Source organism: Peribacillus sp. Aquil_B1, assembly GCF_022603275.1.
In the GTDB taxonomy this organism is placed as follows: Bacteria; Bacillota; Bacilli; order Bacillales; family DSM-1321; genus Peribacillus.
Genome location: NZ_JAKXEE010000004.1, coordinates 17427 through 38341, shown reverse-complemented (window position 1 = coordinate 38341; position 20915 = coordinate 17427). Strand labels below are relative to the sequence as shown.

The window sequence follows — 20915 nt, the reverse complement described above, 5'->3', positions numbered from 1 at the left end:
TCTTGTTTGCTTTTATGGAATAGCAGTCCTTTTACAACTTCTTCAGATGAAATTTCAAAAACAACTCTACTATATAAATCATCACGAATATAAATGTTACATCACCTCACGTATTCACGTTATGTTTTCTCATTATATTAATAATTCTGAATTCAGTCAATAATTAAACAATAAAAACACTTTGCGTAAAGAATGCTCTTAACCACACTTCTTGTCATTAATCAAACGTTTGATTAATTCAATTCCTAGAGAAATTTGGAAGGTATAGATAATCATTTTTTTCTTACTCTAAAAAAGAAGATATAAATTAGGGAGGTTCATATATGACAGTAATAAACGATGTCAAAACAACTTTAGCAGGGCTGAAAAGTGCTCAAGCGAACTTTGAAACCTTCGCCCTTTCCACAGATAATGAGCAAGCGAAACAATTGTATCAGCAAGCTGCCCAACAAACACAAACGATCGTTGACAGCATCACTCCTCGAATTGAAGAGATTCAAAATGAGGAACCTCAATATAAGCAATAATCATTCATATAAAAAAGGGTGGTTAAGACAACCAGCCCTTTTTTATATCCATTCATTCCTTTTCTATATCAAGCGTTTTTCCGTAAGACAGGATTTTTGCGAAAATCCCAGTTCCTTACCGGACTTGTGGTGTATGGAATTGGCAGTAATGCAGCTATCTATGTTAGGGAAATGGCACCAATAGTCAAATTGTTGAAGCATTTATTTTATTAGTTTTACCTTAGCACTGACAATACTCATACATTGGGGTGGTTTATAATGCTTACGGGGCATCGTACATGGGTGTTTGATCAAAAGCCTGTCATCGTCTCCACAGGAACTGTCGGCGGTCCATTTGAAGCAGACGGTATGCTTGCGGATGATTTCGATCTTCTCCATTCCGATTTATGGATAAATCAAGATACCTATGAAAAGGCACATAAAGTTTTATTGGAAGAAGCGAGCACAAAAGCAATCGAAAAGGCTGGTCTTCAGAAGGAACAGATACAATTTTTCCTTGGAGGAGACCTTATCAATCAAATAACGCCTACTAGTTTTGCCTGCCGAACACTGGGAACACCTTATCTCGGCTTATTTGGCGCCTGCTCCACCTCCATGGAGGGATTGGCGCTTGGTGCTTACCTTGTCAATACCAAAGGAGCAGAGTACTTATTGACAGGAGCATCAAGTCATAACGCCGCAGTGGAAAAGCAATTCCGCTACCCAACTGAATACGGAGGGCAAAAACCTCCAACAGCCCAATGGACCGTTACGGGAGCCGGCGTGGCCTTATTAAGCAGCGCCGGGGAAGGTCCAAGGGTCACTTCGGCTACGATAGGCCGTGTCATCGACATGGGATTGACTGACCCTTTCAATATGGGTGGTGCCATGGCCCCGGCCGCCGTGGATACGATTGAAGCCCATTTAAGAGAAAGAAACCTCGACCCATCCTATTATGATTTAATAGTGACTGGGGATTTAGGAAAGATTGGACATGAAGTTTCTCTGGCATTATTTGAAAAACACGGTACGCCGATTAAAGAAGAGCAATATAAAGATTGCGGTTTAATGATATACAGGGATGGTCAACCGGTCTTATCCGGGGCAAGTGGCCCTGGATGTTCCGCAACCGTTGTTTATGGTCATTTATTAAATCGCATGAAAAGGGGAGAGATAAAACGATTGCTCGTCGTGGCTACCGGTGCCTTGTTATCTCCCCTATCCTTTCAACAAAATGAGACGATTCCATGCATTGCCCATGCCGTATCGATTGAAAATGAGTGAACCACAACCATGATTTACTTGTTTAACGGGTTTGAAGTATGCACTCTGCTCATACCAGATGAACATTCTTGGCTGCGGAGATGGTTTCGGAAGCGTTAGCGGATGCGGAAAAGAATGGGATTGTTCGGTTGTTGTCACTCGCATGGATAACAGCCTGGAGTGTACCGACCCATGAACTTAAAATTAGGAGGATGCTGCATGACAATAGCTTCTAATGTAAAACAATGTGTCTCTAGCCTTAAAGGAATTGAAGCAGGTTTATCCAGCTTAGCACTCCGGACTCAAGATGATGAATCTAAACGCATCTTGCATGAAACGATGCTGGTGGTGAATGAAGTTATGAAGGATGTACAGAAGCGCGTGGGAGAGTTAGAACGGGAAGAACCACAATATAAAGGTTTTTAAATACAATGATCAAGCAGGAGGTGTTTGGTAATGCCGGATTGGATAGAAATTGTTTTGCGTTCATTATTTTTTTTAATTGTTCTTTTTGTGATCACAAAAGTGTTAGGCAAAAAGCAATTGTCCCAGCTCTCCTTTTTTGAATATGTAACGGGCATAACCATTGGTAATGTCGGGGCAGAATTAGCTACGAAAGTGGAGGGCAATATTATACATGGGGTACTGTCCATTCTCGTTTTTGCCATAGCACCCTTCATTGCAGGATCAATATCCCTAAAAAGTAAAACCTTCCGTGATCTTGTGGAAGGAAAAGCATCGGTTTTCATCAAAGATGGGAAAGTAATGGAAGATAATCTAAAAAAAGAGAAATATACCATCGATGAATTATTGGGATTGCTCCGGAAAAAGGATGTTTTCGACATTTCTGAAGTTGAGTTTGCCTTATTGGAAGCCAACGGGGATTTTTCCGTAATGCTAAAGAAGCAAAATCAACCTATAACACCTAAGGACCTTAACCTGCCAGTGGCTGCAGTAAAGGAGCCGCAAACCATCATTATGGACGGCAGCATACTTGATGAACCGCTTTCGACGATTGGTCTGAACCGAAATTGGCTTCATACTGAACTGGATAAGTTGGGTGTACTCTTGGAAAATGTGTTTCTTGGTCAAGCTAATTCTAACGGGGAATTAACTGTGGACCTTTATGATGATAAACTTAAAGTTCCTTCTCCTCAAGAAAAACCTCTTTTGCTCGCGACTTTGAAAAAATGCCAAGCGGACTTAGAGTTATTTGCCCTTGGAACTGAATCAAAGGAAGCTAAAGAGATGTTTAGCAAAAATAGCGAAAAGCTTCAAAGGGCAATAGATAAAGTAGCCCATATTTTAAGGAACTGATTATATATTCACTTCCTCACTTTCATAAGCGATGTGATCAGTCCAATGATGACGATCGTCACACATGAAAAAAGAAATATTTCGATACCTAAGGTGAATGCTGCAGCTGAAATGATTAGTGTATCTATGACGATAATCGCCAAGGCAATATCCATGGAGGTAGATTTTGAGATGATTTTAGCTAACATATCCGTTCCCCCGCTGCTTGTCTCATATCGAAGCATGAGTCCTATCCCCATCCCTATGATGGCACCGCCAATCAAAGAGCTTGTTAGTATCGACATGGAAAAGATCTTTTTCAATGGATTAAGCCAATCCATAAAAAGGGATGTCAGAAGCAATCCGTGAACGCTGCTATAGAAAAAAGGCCGTTCATAGTACCAGGCATATAAAAATATAGGAATACTAAGGATCAACATGGATAGCCCTGTTTGAAAACCAAAGAAATAATGAAGGATGAGTGCAATCCCAATAACGCCGCCATCTATTAAATGATGCGGAACTAAAAAGCCATTGATTCCAATACCCACCAAAAAGCTACCAACAATTACAGCAACCGCTTTTTGAAAATTAATAAAATCACCTGCCTCACATTTCATATATTTCTTACTATATGTCCAAGTCAGGGCGTCAAGAATATCCATTCAAAAAAAAATTCCCCTTCTTTTACTTCGATTTAACTACGTGAAAAAGGGCCCGGTCATTTAGACCGGGCCCCATTCCATCATTTCAACTCTAATAACACTACATTTTCAACATGTGTCGTCATCGGGAACATATCAACAGGCTGGATATCAACTGCTTTATATCCGCCTTCTTCCAAGATATGAAGATCACGCGCCAGAGTGCCTGGGTTGCATGATACGTAGACGACTTTGTTTGGCTTCATCTCGATGATCGTATTCAGAAGGGACTCTTCACAACCTTTGCGAGGAGGATCCACGACAACGACATCCGCAGTGTTACCCTTTTGATACCATTCGGCAATAACGTTACCTGCATCGCCAACCATGAATTCTGCATTTGAGATATCATTCAATTCAGCGTTGCGGCGTGCGTCTTCTATCGCTTCTTCGACCACTTCGACACCGATTACTTTTTTCGCTTTTTTAGCTAAAAATAAAGAGATGGTCCCAATGCCGCAATAGGCATCAATCACCGTTTCTTCACCAGTCAGCCCTGCATAGTCAAGTGCTTTATCATAAAGGACTTTCGTTTGATCTGGATTGATTTGGTAGAAAGATTTTGCTGAAATCGCAAATTTCACTTCACCGATCATATCATGGATCACTTCGTCGCCCCATAGTACAGTCATTTTATCGCCCAAGATAACATTCGTTTTCTTGGAATTTACGTTTTGAACGATGGATTTCACTTGTGGAAGACGTTCAACGATTTCCTTCACGATGGTTTCGATGAAAGGGATACTCTTCGTTCTTGTAACAAGAACGATCATCAATTCGCCTGTTTGCTTGCCATAACGGGCCATGATGTGCCGCAAAACACCTTTATGTGCCTCTTCATTATAAGCAGGGATACCAAGTTTACTGAAAATCTCTTTAACAACTTGAACGGCTTCATTGATCACTTCATTTTGAATAATGCTTTCTTTCGTTTCAACGATTTCATGTGTCCGCGGTTTGAAGAACCCTGCTATTAGCTTGCCATCCTTTTCACTAACAGGCACTTGCGCTTTATTGCGATAATGGGTTGGATTCTCCATCCCGATGATTGGGTGAACCTTCACATCCTCAAGTTTCCCGATGCGTGTCATCACTTCACGGACTTGCTTTTCCTTGAATTCCAACTGACCTTCATAGCTCATATGCTGCAGCTGACAACCACCGTATTTAGGGTAATCTTCGGTCGTGACCTCAACACGGTATGGACTGTTTTCGATAATCTCCATCAAGCGGCCAAAGCCATAACCCTTATTAGCCTTCATCACTTTAATTTTTGCTTTTTCTCCTGGAAGGGCGCTCTGAACAAAGATCGGGTAGCCATCGACTTTAGCGACGCCAGCCCCTTCATGTGTTAAATCTTCAAATAAAACTTCTATAATATCATTTTTAGCAACTGGTGCTGTTTTTTTCATATCATCTTCTCTTTTCTTTTTTATGCTAGCCTGTATTTTACCACAATAGAGGCCTTGTCACAAAACCACTCACCAATTTACCTTGGTTTTCATAAAAATATAGTGGAAGGAACTACGGATTTTTCATAGTTCCATGAATAAAAGTTCACTAAAAAAAGAAAAATAAGGAAAAACAGATGAGGTGAGGAAATGGGTTTATTTAACTCTATATCGGCCTGGAATGCTACAAGGTTAGAAAAACATCGTGCAAGTATGGAGGAAAAGGGCCTCTGTCCGGATTGTTACGGACGTGGATACAGCTCCTTCGTACCTACGGAATATCATTTTTCCGATATACACGACTGTCCCGGCTGTAATGGCACCGGAGCTTACGCTGATTGGGCCGCCATGAATGGACAGCAAATGTAATCGCATACAGTGCCAAATCTCAAATAAGTAAAAAGGACCCCCTGTTAAACAGGAGGTTCTTCTATTTCCTTTACCATATAGCGAAATTCATGACCGCTAATCGAAATCGTTTTAATTTCCGCATACCCCAATCTGCTATAGAGACGATTCGCCGCTTTATTTTCCTTTTCAACGACTAAAGAAATCCTTGGGTATCCCTTATGTTTAGCGTATCCCTCAACATATTGAATCAGTGCACTGCCAATACCTTTTCCTTGAAAATCGGGGTCGACGGATACTGTATCCAAATAAAAGTCTCTCATTTCCGCTTCCTTATCGAGCGTAACGCTTGGGTCTTTCATCTTCATCCTTAATTGTTTCACTATCGGTTCATCCAAGCTTTCTGCATCCTTGCCATGGTAAGCAATGATCAATCCAGATACTTGTCCATCATGTTCACTGACAAGCGTATTTTCATAGCTGACCCGATTCCCACTTTTCCTGAACAAATCGGCAAGAACGGAAAGTATCTTTTCTTCTTCCGTTTCACCTGTCAAAACCTCTGCAATTTCCTTAATCGCTAACCGGGTCAATACGGCTGCCTTTTCCGCATCCTCCGGCGTCGCTTTCCTGATATACATGTTTGTAATTCTCCTTGCTTCATTAAACTGAAAAGGCCACCAGATTCAGTGGCCTCTTCAACCTATTTATTTGCCGGATCGTCCGGCAGTATTCCTTGAGGGATGAATACATCAAAATGGCGGTACTGATTCACGAATTCAGCTGGGGCCATCCCGCCAAATTCCCCATCCAAGTTAAGCATCATGTCCTTTTTGGCATGTACTTTAATTCGATTGGCTTTTTCATAAATGACGTTTTTATCATGAATATGTTCACCGCGCATTGCCAATGTTGCGACACGGACAATATCAGCAAGGTTTGCCTTTTTCAAAATAAGCAACGTGAACATCCCATCATTCAAAGAGGCGTCAGGTGCCAATTTCTCGAAGCCCCCGACCGAATTCGTGTTAGCCACCAAGAAAAGCATGATCTCTCCTTCAAAAAGCTTTCCATCATATTCAATAGAAACTTCCGTCGGCTTAATTGAAGGAAGCATTTCAATTCCTTTAATATAGTACGCTAGCTGACCAAGCATGGTTTTCAGCTTGATCGGCACGTCGTAGGTCAATTCGGTCAATCTGCCCCCGCCAGCAATATTGATGAAATACTTATCGTTCATTTTCCCAATATCGACCGGCATCGTATGCCCACTTGCAATAATTTCGGCTGCTCCTTCGATCGACTTCGGTAAATGCAGCGCCCGTGCGAAATCATTGGTCGTACCCGTCGGAATGATACCTAGTTTCGGACGTTTCTCTGCAGTGGCCAGTCCATTAACAACCTCATAAATCGTACCGTCGCCCCCTGCTGCAATAACTACATCATAGCCGCGTTCAATCGCTATCTTAGCCGCTTTCGTCGCATCCCCGGCACCGGTCGTCGCATGTGCAGAAGCTTCATAACCAGCTTCTTCGAGTTTTGCTAGCACACCTGGCAGGCTCTTCTTAATGGCTTCCCGGCCCGAAGTCGGGTTGTAAATCAACCTTGCTCTTTTCATTTCCCATCATCCTTATACATATTGATTCCATAATTTACATCTTAATCCTTCGTTACATGAAAAGCAATATTCGAAAAAAAGAGGACCGTATTTCGGTCCATATCTTTTACATTTTACTAGAAATCGTATCAGGGAAATTATAATGCTTTTTTCAATTTTATTCTAGTAAATGATTTCAATCATGGATATTGAACGTTCACGTTAAATGTATCGGTAACCGTTAAAGTATGTTTCCCTTCACCAGTATTGAATATCCCGTTCTTTTTTACAATGCCTTCTTCACTTGTTCCTTCTTTCACTTCAGTCACCTTCCAGCCACTCTTAGGGCCTTCAAGTTCCTCAACCCCTCTGGCATCTATCTTGATATCACTATTATCCTGAAGGAATACACTTAGACTTCCGCTGTCCTTCACACTCCAGTCATTCAAGAGCTTTCTAGGCTTCAAGACAAGATCGGTACTTTGTCCGTCTATCTCCACTGCCAACTCAGCAGGGATTATAAGGGTGGCCTTAAGATTCCTTGTACCACTGTCTAAAAGTCCATTTTTACTCGGCAAATCCTTGAAGCTAATATAAAGAGTATCACCATTTCTTTCAACAAGTAAATAATCTTCCGCCTTGTTCAACAATGAATCAGCATCTTCCATTACCCGCTCACCATATGTTCCAAAAACGGAAACTTCTTCGTCCTTACCACTTTCAATTGTCAATGGGTATGAGCCAGTGTCCAGGACCACTCTCTGTATGCCCTTCCCTGCCTTTTGATTAAAACCAGGCAAATTGACCGTTTTCTCTTCACTATTAACGGCAGCCCTAACTTGATCCATCAATCCGCTGGAAGTAAGCAGAATTAAAACTATTCCCGTCGTTCCCAGCAATCCCACGAAAAGAATGCTAAGAATATCATACTTTACAAAAGAACTTTCTTTTCTGGAAAAATAAATATAGAAGAGAATCTCTGCCCCCAAGATAATGAACAGCAACGGCCACCACGATAGCAGAATCGTCGTCAAATTCATATCCGCAATTTGAGAAACGAGTAAAACCAAACCCAAACCAACCAGGGAGATCCCCATCGAAATCGTTCCGACTCTCCATGTTCTCATTTTTTCTCCTCCTCGACTCTCCCTTTTTTACTTCCCGACAGCAATTTGATTCCCCCGCCTATGAGAAGGATGCAAACAAGTCCTTTTTGAAAATAATCTCTAAACCAATACTCCAAGTTGCTTCCAATCCATTCATCTAAATGAGGGGCAATGGCCGGGACGATTATATTACTGGCCAAGAAATAGATTCCAATTCCCACCAACCCTAATCCTAGCCATTTTTGGTGATTGACCATACCAGAAATGATGGGCGTATCCTCTACTGGACCCTCTTCCATTTTCGAGGCTTTTTGCAATCCATCAAAAAAACTATAAAACCAGATAATCGGAATAAGGAAAAAGAAGAAACCTAACCGGAGCAAATCCAGTATGTAAATGGCGAATAAAAAGCCTGCCATCAATTGAATCCCACGTTTTTGCAGCCCTAAATATAAGTGACCTGCACCAGGAAAAATGGCGAATAAAGTCGCGACCGATTTACTCTTCTTCCCGGATTCCCTTCTCTCCTCGAAATCTTCCAAAACGGTCTGATCGATAAGCTCCTCACCTCTTTGCTTTTTATTCAGCTGTTGTACAGAATCAAAAAAGCTGTAAATCCAGATAACAGGCAATAATGCCATGAATATTAACAGACCTTCCATTTGTGTCATCACACTGATGAATACCACCATGATGCCAAGGCCTAAAAAGCCGATGAGAAAAATGAGTCCCCGATTCATGAGACCCAGCTGAAAATGCCCTAATCCTGGAACGAATGAAAGGATGATTACATAAAATCTTTCCGCCTCCGGCTGATCGGCCCCTACATTCTCTTCACTTTTAGTATTCCTCAGTGAAGTGACCACCAAATCAAATATACTGATAAAATAAAACACCATTCCAACAACGGAAAAAGCCAGAAACGCATCCGATTGACTGATTAACGAAAGAAATAGACCTCCAAGCCCCAATCCAGCCGTGGCAAGAAAATAAAATAACCCTTTATATTTCCTTCCTAGGTAAAAATGTCCGAAACCTGGCAGAAACGATAATAAAAAAGCTAATACCGGACTTTTATTCATTTCTAAACCCCTCCTTATTTTTCTTTTCGATTGTGTCCATCCAATTAAATGTTTTATCAATAAGCCCATCGGTTAAGGACTGCGTTTCCTTTCCGCTGCTTGATTCCACAGAATCCACGTATTCCGTCAATGATTGAAATACTCCGCCTGCCATCAATAAAATCGTAAACCCGGCCGCAATCAGGTAATGTCTTGTAATCGTCCGAAGTGATTTCTCTTTTCGGTGTTGCTTAGCCTCTTCACCAGAACCTTCTTTCAATAGGCTAATCGAGTCCATGATAGGACCTGCAATATCAAATCCTTCGATGTCCAAACTGGTTTCTTCATTTTCCATCGCTTCCATATAGGCGGACAAACACTTGTCACAGGAGTATAGATGATTTTCATATTCAATTTTTAGAGCCTCTGGTATTTCATCTGCCAAATATGCAACCCACTCTGCTTCAGGAACATGATTCATGAAAAATCCTCCTCTTTCCAATGTTTTCTCATCCAATTTCTTGCCCGATATAGCTTTACCTCGACAGATTTCACTTGAATATGCTGTTCCTCTGCAATTTGCTTGAATGTCTTTTCCTTTATGTAATAGCTATATACAACATCCCTATATCCCTCTGGAATGTCATTCAGCTTCCGTAATACTTGCTTTCGCCTTTCATTCCGAAAGAATACGGCCTCGGCATCATCCGTTAAGCCCAAATTAGCTTCCGATGAATGTTCTTCCTGCAAATCTTCCTTTTGACGTTCCCTCTTTCTCTTTAGATCGATAGCATGATTGACCGCAATTCGGGTAATCCAGGTTTTGAAGCCTTGGTTCTTATATTGAGGAAGAGAGGTGTAGATTTTGATAAAGACTTCCTGGGTAACATCTTCTGCATCCTTTTGATTCCGCAAAACGGAATAGACAGTCCGATAAATCGACTGTTTATATGTTTCAATCAACATTCGGAATGCATGATCATTCCCAGCCCTTACCTTTTCAACTAACTCATCCGTCACTTCTCTTCCCCCTTTCCTTTTAATCATTCATGTAATAGACGCACAAAAAGGAGTTACCCCTACAGATAACTCAAAAAAAAACCAAAAATATTTTTCCGCCTTTTCACGGTAACTCTTTTCTTAATCAAGAGAAAACCGTACCACTTTAAAAGTGATACGGTCAATATTAACGTTTATTGATTTCTTCCACCAAAATTTTATTAACAAGCTGTGGATTGGCTTGTCCTTTTGTCGCTTTCATGATCTGCCCGACAAGGAAGCCGATTGCTTTTTGTTTACCGGCCTTAAAATCTTCAATTGATTGCGGGTTATTATTCAAAGCTTCTTCAACGGCTGTACGCAATGCGCCTTCATCGGAAATTTGGACAAGTCCCTTCTCCTTGACGATCGTTTCAGCATCCCCGCCGTTTTCAATCAATTCTTTGAAAACTTTTTTCGCGATTTTAGAAGAAATCGTGCCATCTTCAATAAGCTTGATCATTCCAGCCAACGATTCAGCAGTCAATTTGACATCATGCAGCTCTTTACCTTCTGCATTCAAGAAAGCGGAAACCTCGCCCATGATCCAGTTAGATGCCAGCTTCGCATCCGCGCCTGAAGCGACTGTCGCTTCAAAGAAATCAGCACTTTCTTTCGTTACCGTTAAAACGGCTGCATCATATTCCGGTAAGCCAAATTCTTCGACATAGCGTTTTTTCCGGGCATCCGGAAGTTCCGGAATCTCAGCTGCGATACGCGCTTTCCATTCTTCATCGATATGGATTGTCAATAAGTCCGGTTCCGGGAAGTAACGATAATCATCGGAGCCTTCCTTAATTCGCATTAGTACCGTTCTGCCTGTAGCTTCATCGAACCGGCGTGTTTCCTGTTCGATTATGCCGCCTTCATTCAAGATTTCCGCTTGGCGGATTTCTTCATGCTCCAACCCTTTACGGACGAAGTTGAATGAGTTCAAGTTTTTCAATTCGGTTTTCGTACCGAATTCTTTTTGGCCGACAGGTTTCAAGGAAATGTTGGCATCACAGCGAAGTGAGCCTTCTTCCATTTTACAATCGGAAACGCCGGTGTATTGAATGATGGATTTCAATTTTTCCAGATATGCATAAGCTTCTTCCGGGGAAGTGATATCCGGTTCGGATACGATTTCAACTAGAGGCGTACCTTGGCGGTTATAATCACAAAGTGAATAGTTCCCTTTATGTGTCAGCTTTCCAGCATCTTCTTCCATATGAATACGGGTAATGCCAATTTTCTTTTTCTTGCCGCCCACTTCAATCTCAATCCAACCATGCTCACCGATCGGCTGATCGAACTGTGAAATTTGGTATGCTTTAGGATTGTCCGGGTAAAAATAGTTTTTCCGGTCGAATTTCGTAATTTCCGCCACTTCGCAATTCAGGGCAATTGCAGCCTTCATTGCAAAATCAACAGCCTTTTTATTGACGACAGGCAATACACCTGGGTAGCCTAGGTCGATTACAGTCGTGTTACTATTTGGAGCGGCACCAAAATGATTCGGGCTCGCTGAGAAAATTTTAGAATCCGTTTTTAATTCTACGTGTACTTCTAGACCAATCACCGTTTCAAAGTCCATTTTTTTCACCCCTTACAGCTTAGGAAATTGTTTATGAAAATCTGTTGCTTGCTCAAAAGCGTGAGCCGCGCGGTAAATCGTGCTTTCATCAAAATGCTTCCCAATCATTTGCAGTCCAAGCGGAAGCCCGTTCGCTGCGAATCCACATGGCACGGATATACCCGGTACACCAGCAAGATTGACTGGAATCGTCAAGATATCATTCGCATACATCGTTAATGGATCGTCGACTTTTTCACCAATTTTAAATGCAGGTGTAGGTGTAGTCGGTCCAACGATGACATCGTATTTTTCAAAGACATCTTCAAAATCTTTTTTGATTAACGTACGTACTTTTTGAGCCTTTTTATAATAAGCATCATAATAACCTGAACTTAAGGAGAACGTTCCAAGCATGATACGGCGTTTCACTTCGTCACCGAATCCTTCTGCACGGGTTTGCTTATACATTTCTATAAGTGTTTCTGCATTGTCTGTACGGTGTCCGTAACGCACACCGTCAAAACGTGAAAGGTTAGCCGAAGCTTCCGATGAAGATAGAAGATAATAGGCAGCTAAAGCATATTTGGAATGCGGCAAGGATACCTCTTCCCATTCAGCTCCAAGCCCCTCTAATACTTTTAACGCTTCAAGTACGGAATTACGCGCCTCTTCCCCAACGCCTTCGCCAAGATATTCTTTAGGCACAGCTATTTTCAATCCTCTAACATCGCCTGTTAATGAATTCACAAAATTCGGCACGTCAACATTAGCAGAGGTCGAATCCATTGGATCTACACCTGAAATCGCTTCAAGCAAATAAGCGTTGTCTTCAACGGTTCTTGTAACCGGACCGATTTGGTCCAGTGAAGACGCAAATGCTACAAGTCCGAATCGTGAAACCCGTCCATATGTAGGTTTTAAGCCGACAACTCCACAATATGCCGCTGGTTGGCGGATCGATCCACCCGTATCGGAACCTAAAGAAAATAGGACTTCACCGGAAGCGACAGATGCAGCTGAACCACCCGAAGAACCACCTGGCACATATTCCGTGTTCCAAGGGTTGCGAGTTGCCTGAAACGCGGAGTTCTCATTGGAGGAACCCATTGCAAACTCATCCATATTCAATTTCCCGATCGTAACCGTTTCTGCATTCTGTAGCTTTTGAACAACGGTTGCATCATAGATTGGATCAAAGTTCTCCAAAATTTTGCTCGCACAAGTCGTACGCAAATTTTTAGTGACAATATTATCCTTCACTCCGATCGGCATACCAAATAAAGCGCCTTCGTTCTCGCCTTTTACCAATTGATCATCCAATCGTTTTGCTTGATTGCGGGCGTTTTCTTCATCAAGTGTCAAAAATGCCTTCACCTTGTCCTCTACCTGTCCGATTCGCTTATACGATTCGTTAACAAGATCAGTGACACTGATCTCTTTCTTATGTAAGCGTTCATGCAGCTCAGAAACCTTTTGTTCGAACAACGACATCATTGTCCCTCCTTATTCAATTATAGATGGTACACGGATATATCCATCTTTGCTATCCGGTGCATTTTTAACTACTTCTTCTACTGGCAATCCCGGTTTTGCGACATCTTCGCGCATAACATTCTTCATATCCAATACGTGAGAAGTCGGGTTTACTTGATCCGTATCAAGCTCATTCAACTGCTCCGCGAATGAAATCATTTGGTCAAGCTGATGCTGAAACTGTTGTGCTTCTTCTTCCGTAATGGCCAAACGAGCCAAATGGGCAACGTGTTTAACTTGTTCCATAGAAATACGTGACATTCTCTTCACCTCCGAAAAAATATCCAAATCGACTGAATTTCGTCGCTTTTCTCCATATAATCATCGTTTAAATCATATCAAACTATTACACAGTAAAGCAACAAGAGATACCATGTCGAAATTCAATTATTTCATAAGGAAAAAGAGATATTTTCCGGGAAATATGGGAAAGTTGCCGGAATTTCCGGGGAAATGACAATAAGTCCTTTAAAATTCGACAAATGTTCCCCTTTTTTAAAGCATTTGCTCCCTGAAATGGAAGGGATTACTTCCTGTTTAAAGGTCATTTTGGATACTTTACATTTAAAAGCGGGACACAAAAAAGATGAAGCCGCTAAGCTTCATCTTTTTTCATTCATATATATGAACGGTTGGTTCGTCCTGATTCGCTTCACGGACTATGAGTGCTTCAGGTCCATTTACAGAGGTGATGGATACCTGTACGGCAATATAGTTCGGAAAACGTTCCATTACAAGCCCGGCAACATATTGGGTAAAGCCGATTGCTTCCGAGTTCCCATAAAATTGAATCGGGATATCGATGTTCAGACTTTGCAATTGATCATCCATATAAAACGCCCTGCCGATTACTCCGTTGAAGTTAGGAAAGTATTCTTCGACATCTTCTTTAAAGTTCGTGAAAGTATTGACGTCATCACGGTATTTTTTTTCAGCGCTTGCAGAAGGAAATAGGAAATACTCTTCATTCAAGTTCGTCCATTTTCCAATATTGTCAGAGTTTTTATCGATATTCGTATAGGAAATGAAATTCCCAGGGACTACTGAAGATTTTTCATTTTGCTCGAATAAGGCAATCGTAATCGGAACATTTTTCAGCTTGTCCATTTTACGCAGCCTTTTTAAGACTTCTGCAGCAATTTTCTCCCCTTCTTGCTTTAGCTTTTTACTATCGATTTTATTTTCATAGGTGGCACCGAATGCCTCCTTTTGATAATAATGCACTGAATTCAACGCAAGACCTATTACAACTCCGCCAAGGTTCACTGAATTATCTTTTGATTTGACCAAGTAATTATGTTCTAAAATATGGGCAAGATAGATTGGATTTTCTTCATTCCGCTTATCAATGTCACCTTTACCTGGATCAACCGGATTCAAGCCAAGGTTCTCTGAGGCTTTCTTCTTCTTTTCTTTCAACTGACTATCGGTATATTTTCTGTTCAGCCAGGAAGATATGGTGGAACTATCTAGCATTTGACCCTCTTGAAACAGGTAATCTTCCGGGTCGAATTGGGTTTGCGCCAACCGCATCAAACCATTTTCGAATTCTTCAATGTCATATCGGGTATTTAGATTCGATACGACCAAACCGCGTGCTTTTGATGGTTCAAACGGTAGGATTGTTTGATAATATTCTTCCGAAATTTTATACTTCGGAATAATTGCCGTTTCTTTTTTGTCTTTGGAGTCTTGAACTACTTCTTGCTTTTCCTCAAAACTAGGCGCACATCCAGCAAGAAGCAGTATAAGAATCATCCCCAAAATAGAGTGTTTCCTCATAGCTACACCTCTTATTTATTTAGTTCCTCAATCAGTCTCTCTTCATCCCATACCATGACGCCAAGGCTTTCAGCTTTTTCCAGTTTGGAACCGGCATCTTCGCCTGCTACGACCAAATCGGTTTTCTTGCTGACACTTCCAGCAACGTTAGCTCCTAGCGCCTCTAATTTCTCTTTTGCTTCGTTACGTGTTAACTGATGCAGTTTCCCCGTTAAAACGACTGTTTTACCGGCAAAAATGGAGTCGATATCTTCAATGGCAACAGCTCTTTGCCCTTTGAAAGTAAGATTCACACCGGCTGCATCCAGCTCATTCAATAATGCATGGACTTCTTCCAATTCAAAATAAGCTACGATGGAATCAGCCATCTTATCGCCTATTTCATTAATGGCCGTTAGTTCTTCACGGCTCGCCTTGCTTAAGGCTTCCATCGTCCCGAATTCCCTCGCAAGCGTCTTGGCAGCTTTTGAACCAACATGGCGAATGCCCAGCCCGAATAGTAATTTTTCCAACGAGTTGGTCTTCGAAGATTCGATTGCTTGAAGAAGTTTATTGACGGATTTATCCCCCATCCTTTCCAAAGCAATCAGTTGATCGTATGTAAGCTTATAAATATCAGCCACATCTTGTATGAGTTCTTCTTTAAATAACAAGCTAATCACTTTCTCACCAAGACTGTCTATATTCATTGCTGTACGGGAAACAAAGTGAATCAAGCCTTCCCGTATTTGTGCAGGACACTTCGGGTTGATGCAGCGTAAAGCAACCTCCCCGTCCAGCCGGACAAGTTCACTGCTGCATTCCGGGCACTCAGTCGGCATCTGGAACTCGACTTCTTCCCCTGTACGGCGCTCTGCCAGTACATTGACTACCTCGGGAATGATATCTCCCGCTTTTTTCACGACCACTTGATCTCCGATTCTGATGTCCTTTTCACGGATTAAGTCTTCATTGTGAAGGGAAGCTCGCTGTACAGTGGTACCTGCTACCCGAACAGGATCCAAAACGGCGGTCGGGGTCAATACACCCGTACGGCCAACATTCAGCTCGATATCCCTTAGGGTTGTAATGACTTCTTCAGCTGGGAATTTATAAGCAATCGCCCATCGCGGACTTTTAGCAGTAAATCCTAATTCGTCCTGCTGTTCAAGGGAATCCACCTTGACGACAATTCCATCAATATCATAGGCTAAGTTTGGACGGTGTTCCGTCCATTCTACTATATAGGCCAGCACTTCCTCTATATTCGAGCATCTTTTTCTTTCCCGATTTGTCTTAAACCCGAGTCGATCCAATAAATCAAGGCCCTCACTGTGGGAACGGACCCCTGTTTCGCCCAAATCGGCAATCGCATAAAGGAAAATATCCAAGTTCCGTTTCGCAGCAAGTTTTGGGTCAAGCTGCCTTAACGAGCCGGCCGCTGCATTTCTTGGGTTTGCAAATGGTTCCTCACCGCGTTCTTCCTTAGCCTTGTTTAATGATTCGAATGATTTTTTTGGCATGAAGGCCTCACCGCGCACTTCTATGGCAACCGGCTCCCGCAGCTTCAATGGAATCGACTTGATCGTTTTTAAATTAGCGGTAATATCTTCACCTATCGTTCCATCTCCACGGGTTGCCCCTCTTACGAAATATCCATTCTCATATTGAAGAGTGACGGCAAGTCCATCAATTTTCAATTCACATACATAGGAAAAATCGTCACCTACGGATTGTCTGACCTTTCTGTCAAAATCCCGTAAGTCACTTTCATTGAAGGCATTGCCTAAACTAAGCATTGGTGTGGTATGCTCCACTTTTTCAAACATATCCAAAATGGCGCCACCGACCCGTTGTGTCGGTGAGTCCGCCGTTTGCAGTTCCGGAAATTTCTCCTCATACTCAATAAGTTCACGGAGCAGACGATCATATTCAGCATCAGGTACTGATGGCTGGTCCATCACATAATATTCATAGCTGTATTGGTTCAACAGCGTTTGCAGTTCTAGAACTTTCTTCTCTGCAGCTTGTAAGTCCATACGTTCAATCCTTTCTAAAGAAGACTCCACCGCACTTCTTATAGAAGAGCGGTGTCTAAAGTCAGATATCCCTATTCTTTACCAGTGGAAACATATTAATCTTAAGCTTTTTCAACTGGTGCAAATTTCGCCAATAAGCGCTTGATGCCGATTGGACTTGGAAAGGCTATATCCAATTCCTTCCCTTCGCCTTCCCCTTTTACGCTCACCACGGTTCCTATACCCCATTTTTTATGGGAGGCACGGTCACCGACAGCCCAGCCGATCTCTTCACCGCCCGTTGCGGATGGCGCAGAAACAGCTCTTCCGAATGCAGGCACTTTTCTAGTTGAAGCAGTTGAAGGAGATCCGGTTCTCGAAGAACTGAAAGGTGTTTGCCTAGCTCTAGGGGCCGGTTTCGGTTTTAGATCTTCAAGAAGTTCCTCTGGTATTTCACCAATGAAACGTGAAACGGGATTCATGCTCGTCCGTCCATACAATGTCCGCATTTGGGCATTGCTTATGAATAGTTCATTTTCAGCCCTTGTAATTCCCACATAAGCCAGACGGCGTTCTTCTTCCATCTCCTCTTCATCCATAAGCGAGCGGCTGTGAGGGAATACCCCTTCTTCAAGGCCCAATAGAAAGACCACCGGATATTCAAGTCCCTTCGCTGAATGCAGCGTCATCAACGTTACCGTATTTGTAGCTTCTTCGGAATTCTCATCAAGTTGGTCTATATCGGCAACCAACGCAAGGTCAGTCAAAAAGCCCACCAATGATTTGTCCTCGCTGTTATCTTCGAATGCTTTCGTAACAGATAAAAACTCATCTATATTTTCAAGGCGGCTTTGTGATTCAATCGTTTTTTCCGCCTGCAGCATCTCACGGTAACCGGTTTTCTTAATGACTTCCTCCACAAGTTCCGTCACGGATAAGTATTCCTGCTGATTTGTATAGTTAGTGATCAGCGTATGGAATTCCCTTGCCGCTTTGGTAGCCTTCCCGCTTATCCCTACCATTTCAACCGATTCCAGTGCTTTATAAATGGAAACATCATATTGATCCGCATAATCTGCCACTTTGTCCATTGAAGTTGCACCAATTCCGCGTTTTGGTACATTGATTACCCGGCGAAGACTGATGTCATCATCAGGATTCGCAATAAGGCGAAGATAGGCAAGTAAATCCTTAATCTCTTTACGGTCATAGAACTTGGTGCCCCCGACAATTGCATAATTTATATTGGATTTAAGCAGAACTTCCTCCATGACACGTGATTGTGCATTTGTTCTGTAAAGTATTGCTATATCTGAGTATTTCCGGCTCCCATCCTGGACTAACTCATTTATCTTTCCGGCTACGAATTGCGCTTCCCCTTGTTCATTGTCTGCACGGTAATAGAATATCTTATTTCCATCTGCATTCTCTGTCCAAAGATTTTTCGGCTTCCGGTTTTGATTGTTATCGATGACCTTATTCGCCGCTGCAAGAATCTTTTTCGTCGAGCGGTAATTCTGTTCAAGGAAAATCATGTTAGCATTCGGATAATCCTTTTCAAATGAAAGGATATTCGCAATATCCGCACCGCGCCAACGATAGATCGATTGATCGGAGTCCCCGACAACACAGAGATTACGGAAGCGTGAAGCCAATAGTTTAACAAGCATGTATTGAGCCCTGTTCGTATCTTGGTACTCATCAACATGAATGTATTGAAATTTACGCTGATAATATTCAAGCACCTCAGGTACGAGCTGGAACAATTGAATCGTCATCATGATCAAATCATCGAAATCGAGCGCTGAATTTTTACGCAACCGTTTTTGGTATTCCGTATATACATCGGCAGTTACTTTAGTGAAATAATCAGACGCCGTCTTCAGGTACTCTTCCGGTCCGACCAATTCATTTTTCGCTGAACTGATGCTACCCAAAATGGCACGATAATCATATTTCTTTGTATCCATATTACGGTCTTTCATGATTTGTTTTATGACCGATTGCTGATCCGTCGTATCCAATATCGAGAAGTTCCTATTAAATCCGATACGGTCGATATCTCTTCGTAAAATACGGACGCACATCGAGTGGAAAGTCGAAATCCAGATATCTTCGGACGCACCGCCAAGTATGGCACGGATCCTCTCCTTCATCTCACGTGCCGCTTTGTTGGTGAACGTGATTGCAAGGATGTTCCAAGGCGCTATTTCCTTCTCGACCATCAAGTAAGCTATTCGGTGAGTCAGCACACGCGTCTTTCCACTTCCTGCCCCAGCCATGATTAAAAGTGGGCCATCAGTTGCTTTCACTGCTTTTTGTTGCTGTTCATTCAAACCTATTAGTAATTTTTCCGCTAAATATTGCATTATCACACCACCTATACGAACATTCGTTTCTGTTTTAGTATACTATATTTATTATATGTTTTCATTTAACTGCCGAAACTGTTGCAAGTGCCACTTTCAAATCTTCATATATCACATTGCCGACAACGATGACATCCGCAATCTTAGACATCTCTTTGGCCTGTTCAACCGATTTTATCCCACCGCCATAGAATAGTACGGTATCCTCCAAGCTCTCTTTGGCCGCTTCCACCATTTGGACATCGCCATAATCACCGCTGTATTCCAAATAAAAAATCGGCAGGTTGAACATCTTTTCTGCCATCATCGCGTAAGCACCCACATCATCCATATCCAAATCGGTATTGGCTTTCGTCAACTGGGCCGCCTTGCACTCAGGATTCAGGATACAGTACCCTTCAACGAAGATTTCATCCCAATTCAAAAGGTATCCGTATTCCTTGACTGCTTGCTGATGCAGTTTCATCATCCAATCCGGGTTGGTGCTATTCAGGACACTCGGAATGAAATATAAATCAAATCCTGGCGTCACCGTTTCAACAGAAGAAATTTCCATCACACATGGGACGGTATATCGTCTGACACGTGCCATTAAATGAAGCACATTCTCCAGCGTGATTCCATCCGTTCCCCCGACCATGATTGCATCAGTACCGGATTCACAGACTTTCTCTAGGGCCTCATCACTTATTTCTTTATTTGGATCGAGTTTGAAAACATGTTTCCACTCGCGAAAATCATACATTATAATCCTCCATTCACACTTCCCATTACACCATTATAGCATTAAGATTTTTCATTAAAAAAGAGAAGTACCGATAAAATGTTATTACCAAATGGAACCTCTGAATCTAAAATCCAATATAACATGGATACGGTTGAAAGACAGCCGGAAAAGAGAGTCCTGAACTCAAAATAAAAAGCCGGGAAATGAATTCCCCGGCTTTTTATTTTGATCGAAAGAATTAGGATTCAGTTGTTTCCTCGACGTTATCCTTAATACGGTTAAGTGCCATGGAATAAGCATCATTTCCGTAATTCAAGCAGCGTTTGACCCTGGAAATCGTAGCCGTGCTTGCACCCGTTTCCGTTTCGATTTTATGATAGGTTTTTCCTTCTTCAAGCATGCGGGCTACTTCAAGACGCTGTGCCAGTGATGAAATTTCATTAACTGTGCATAAATCATCAAAAAATCGATAGCATTCGTCTAAATCACGCAAGGAAAGGATCGACTTAAACAGCTGATCCGTTTCTTTTCCTCTTAACTTATCAATTTGCATGTTACTCCCCCTCAATTTCATGGGTA

At 42.0% G+C, this 20915-nt stretch carries 21 protein-coding genes; 5 read left to right on the top strand and 16 right to left on the bottom strand.

What is annotated here, in order from left to right; genetic code table 11:
• The first annotated feature begins 323 nt into the window (after window positions 1-323).
• The 4 genes from MPH60_RS21495 to MPH60_RS21480 all read left to right on the top strand — a co-directional run bounded on the left by MPH60_RS21495 (window position 324) and on the right by MPH60_RS21480 (window position 3086).
• Window positions 324-527: a DUF1657 domain-containing protein gene (locus MPH60_RS21495; protein ID WP_241590128.1), complete on the top strand. Its 204-nt coding sequence runs from the start codon at window positions 324-326 to the stop codon at window positions 525-527.
• Between the two features lie 258 nt (window positions 528-785).
• Window positions 786-1790, top strand: coding sequence for a stage V sporulation protein AD (gene spoVAD / locus MPH60_RS21490; protein ID WP_241590129.1), 1005 nt, complete (start codon window positions 786-788; stop codon window positions 1788-1790).
• A gap of 198 nt (window positions 1791-1988) precedes the next feature.
• Window positions 1989-2195 carry a DUF1657 domain-containing protein gene (locus MPH60_RS21485; RefSeq protein WP_187050408.1) on the top strand — a complete coding sequence of 69 codons (207 nt, stop codon included), beginning with the start codon at window positions 1989-1991 and terminating at the stop codon, window positions 2193-2195.
• 30 nt (window positions 2196-2225) lie between these two features.
• Window positions 2226-3086 (top strand): DUF421 domain-containing protein, encoded by an 861-nt coding sequence (locus MPH60_RS21480; RefSeq protein ID WP_241590130.1) that lies wholly within the window; start codon window positions 2226-2228, stop codon window positions 3084-3086.
• An 8-nt stretch (window positions 3087-3094) separates the two neighbouring features.
• Here MPH60_RS21480 and MPH60_RS21475 read toward each other — a convergent pair whose 3' ends face one another.
• Window positions 3095-3685, bottom strand: coding sequence for a YitT family protein (locus MPH60_RS21475; protein WP_241590166.1), 591 nt, complete (start codon window positions 3683-3685; stop codon window positions 3095-3097).
• A 125-nt stretch (window positions 3686-3810) separates the two neighbouring features.
• Window positions 3811-5181: a 23S rRNA (uracil(1939)-C(5))-methyltransferase RlmD gene (gene rlmD / locus MPH60_RS21470; protein WP_241590131.1), complete on the bottom strand. Its 1371-nt coding sequence runs from the start codon at window positions 5179-5181 to the stop codon at window positions 3811-3813.
• 189 nt (window positions 5182-5370) lie between these two features.
• Here rlmD and MPH60_RS21465 point away from each other — a divergent pair, with 189 nt between their 5' ends.
• Entirely contained in the window at window positions 5371-5589 is a 219-nt protein-coding gene (locus MPH60_RS21465; protein ID WP_101225004.1) for a methionine aminopeptidase, read from the top strand.
• Window positions 5590-5633: 44 nt separating this feature from the next.
• On the opposite strand, the gene MPH60_RS21460 is transcribed toward MPH60_RS21465, so the two are convergent.
• From MPH60_RS21460 to MPH60_RS21395, 14 genes are all read right to left on the bottom strand, one after another.
• Window positions 5634-6209, bottom strand: coding sequence for a GNAT family N-acetyltransferase (locus MPH60_RS21460; RefSeq protein WP_241590132.1), 576 nt, complete (start codon window positions 6207-6209; stop codon window positions 5634-5636).
• A gap of 62 nt (window positions 6210-6271) precedes the next feature.
• Window positions 6272-7186, bottom strand: a complete 915-nt coding sequence (locus MPH60_RS21455) for a diacylglycerol kinase (protein WP_241590133.1) — start codon at window positions 7184-7186, stop codon at window positions 6272-6274.
• Window positions 7187-7365: 179 nt separating this feature from the next.
• Window positions 7366-8292 (bottom strand): LiaF transmembrane domain-containing protein, encoded by a 927-nt coding sequence (locus MPH60_RS21450; protein WP_241590134.1) that lies wholly within the window; start codon window positions 8290-8292, stop codon window positions 7366-7368.
• A complete protein-coding gene (locus MPH60_RS21445) occupies window positions 8289-9353 on the bottom strand; it encodes a hypothetical protein (RefSeq protein ID WP_241590135.1) in 1065 nt (354 codons plus the stop codon). Before MPH60_RS21445 ends, MPH60_RS21450 begins: the two co-directional genes overlap by 4 nt.
• Window positions 9346-9813, bottom strand: coding sequence for a hypothetical protein (locus MPH60_RS21440; RefSeq protein WP_241590136.1), 468 nt, complete (start codon window positions 9811-9813; stop codon window positions 9346-9348). The genes MPH60_RS21445 and MPH60_RS21440 overlap by 8 nt, the downstream gene beginning before the upstream one ends.
• Window positions 9810-10352, bottom strand: a complete 543-nt coding sequence (locus MPH60_RS21435; protein ID WP_241590137.1) for an RNA polymerase sigma factor — start codon at window positions 10350-10352, stop codon at window positions 9810-9812. Before MPH60_RS21435 ends, MPH60_RS21440 begins: the two co-directional genes overlap by 4 nt.
• Before the next feature lie 166 nt (window positions 10353-10518).
• On the bottom strand, window positions 10519-11946 hold the full coding sequence (gene gatB, locus MPH60_RS21430) for an Asp-tRNA(Asn)/Glu-tRNA(Gln) amidotransferase subunit GatB (RefSeq protein ID WP_076372752.1): 1428 nt from the start codon (window positions 11944-11946) through the stop codon (window positions 10519-10521).
• 12 nt (window positions 11947-11958) lie between these two features.
• On the bottom strand, window positions 11959-13419 hold the full coding sequence (gene gatA / locus MPH60_RS21425) for an Asp-tRNA(Asn)/Glu-tRNA(Gln) amidotransferase subunit GatA (RefSeq protein WP_241590138.1): 1461 nt from the start codon (window positions 13417-13419) through the stop codon (window positions 11959-11961).
• A 12-nt stretch (window positions 13420-13431) separates the two neighbouring features.
• Window positions 13432-13722, bottom strand: a complete 291-nt coding sequence (gene gatC, locus MPH60_RS21420; protein WP_137018236.1) for an Asp-tRNA(Asn)/Glu-tRNA(Gln) amidotransferase subunit GatC — start codon at window positions 13720-13722, stop codon at window positions 13432-13434.
• A 351-nt stretch (window positions 13723-14073) separates the two neighbouring features.
• Window positions 14074-15243 carry a CamS family sex pheromone protein gene (locus MPH60_RS21415; protein WP_241590139.1) on the bottom strand — a complete coding sequence of 390 codons (1170 nt, stop codon included), beginning with the start codon at window positions 15241-15243 and terminating at the stop codon, window positions 14074-14076.
• Window positions 15244-15254: 11 nt separating this feature from the next.
• Complete coding sequence (ligA, locus tag MPH60_RS21410) at window positions 15255-17261, bottom strand: NAD-dependent DNA ligase LigA (protein ID WP_241590140.1); 2007 nt, start codon at window positions 17259-17261, stop codon at window positions 15255-15257.
• Between the two features lie 101 nt (window positions 17262-17362).
• The gene (gene pcrA / locus MPH60_RS21405; RefSeq protein ID WP_241590141.1) at window positions 17363-19609 is read right to left on the bottom strand and encodes a DNA helicase PcrA; all 2247 of its coding nucleotides are present in this window, start codon (window positions 19607-19609) and stop codon (window positions 17363-17365) included.
• A 61-nt stretch (window positions 19610-19670) separates the two neighbouring features.
• Entirely contained in the window at window positions 19671-20354 is a 684-nt protein-coding gene (locus MPH60_RS21400; RefSeq protein ID WP_063235730.1) for a heptaprenylglyceryl phosphate synthase, read from the bottom strand.
• A gap of 220 nt (window positions 20355-20574) precedes the next feature.
• Window positions 20575-20889, bottom strand: a complete 315-nt coding sequence (locus MPH60_RS21395; RefSeq protein WP_034306094.1) for a YerC/YecD family TrpR-related protein — start codon at window positions 20887-20889, stop codon at window positions 20575-20577.
• Between the last annotated feature and the right edge of the window lie 26 nt (window positions 20890-20915).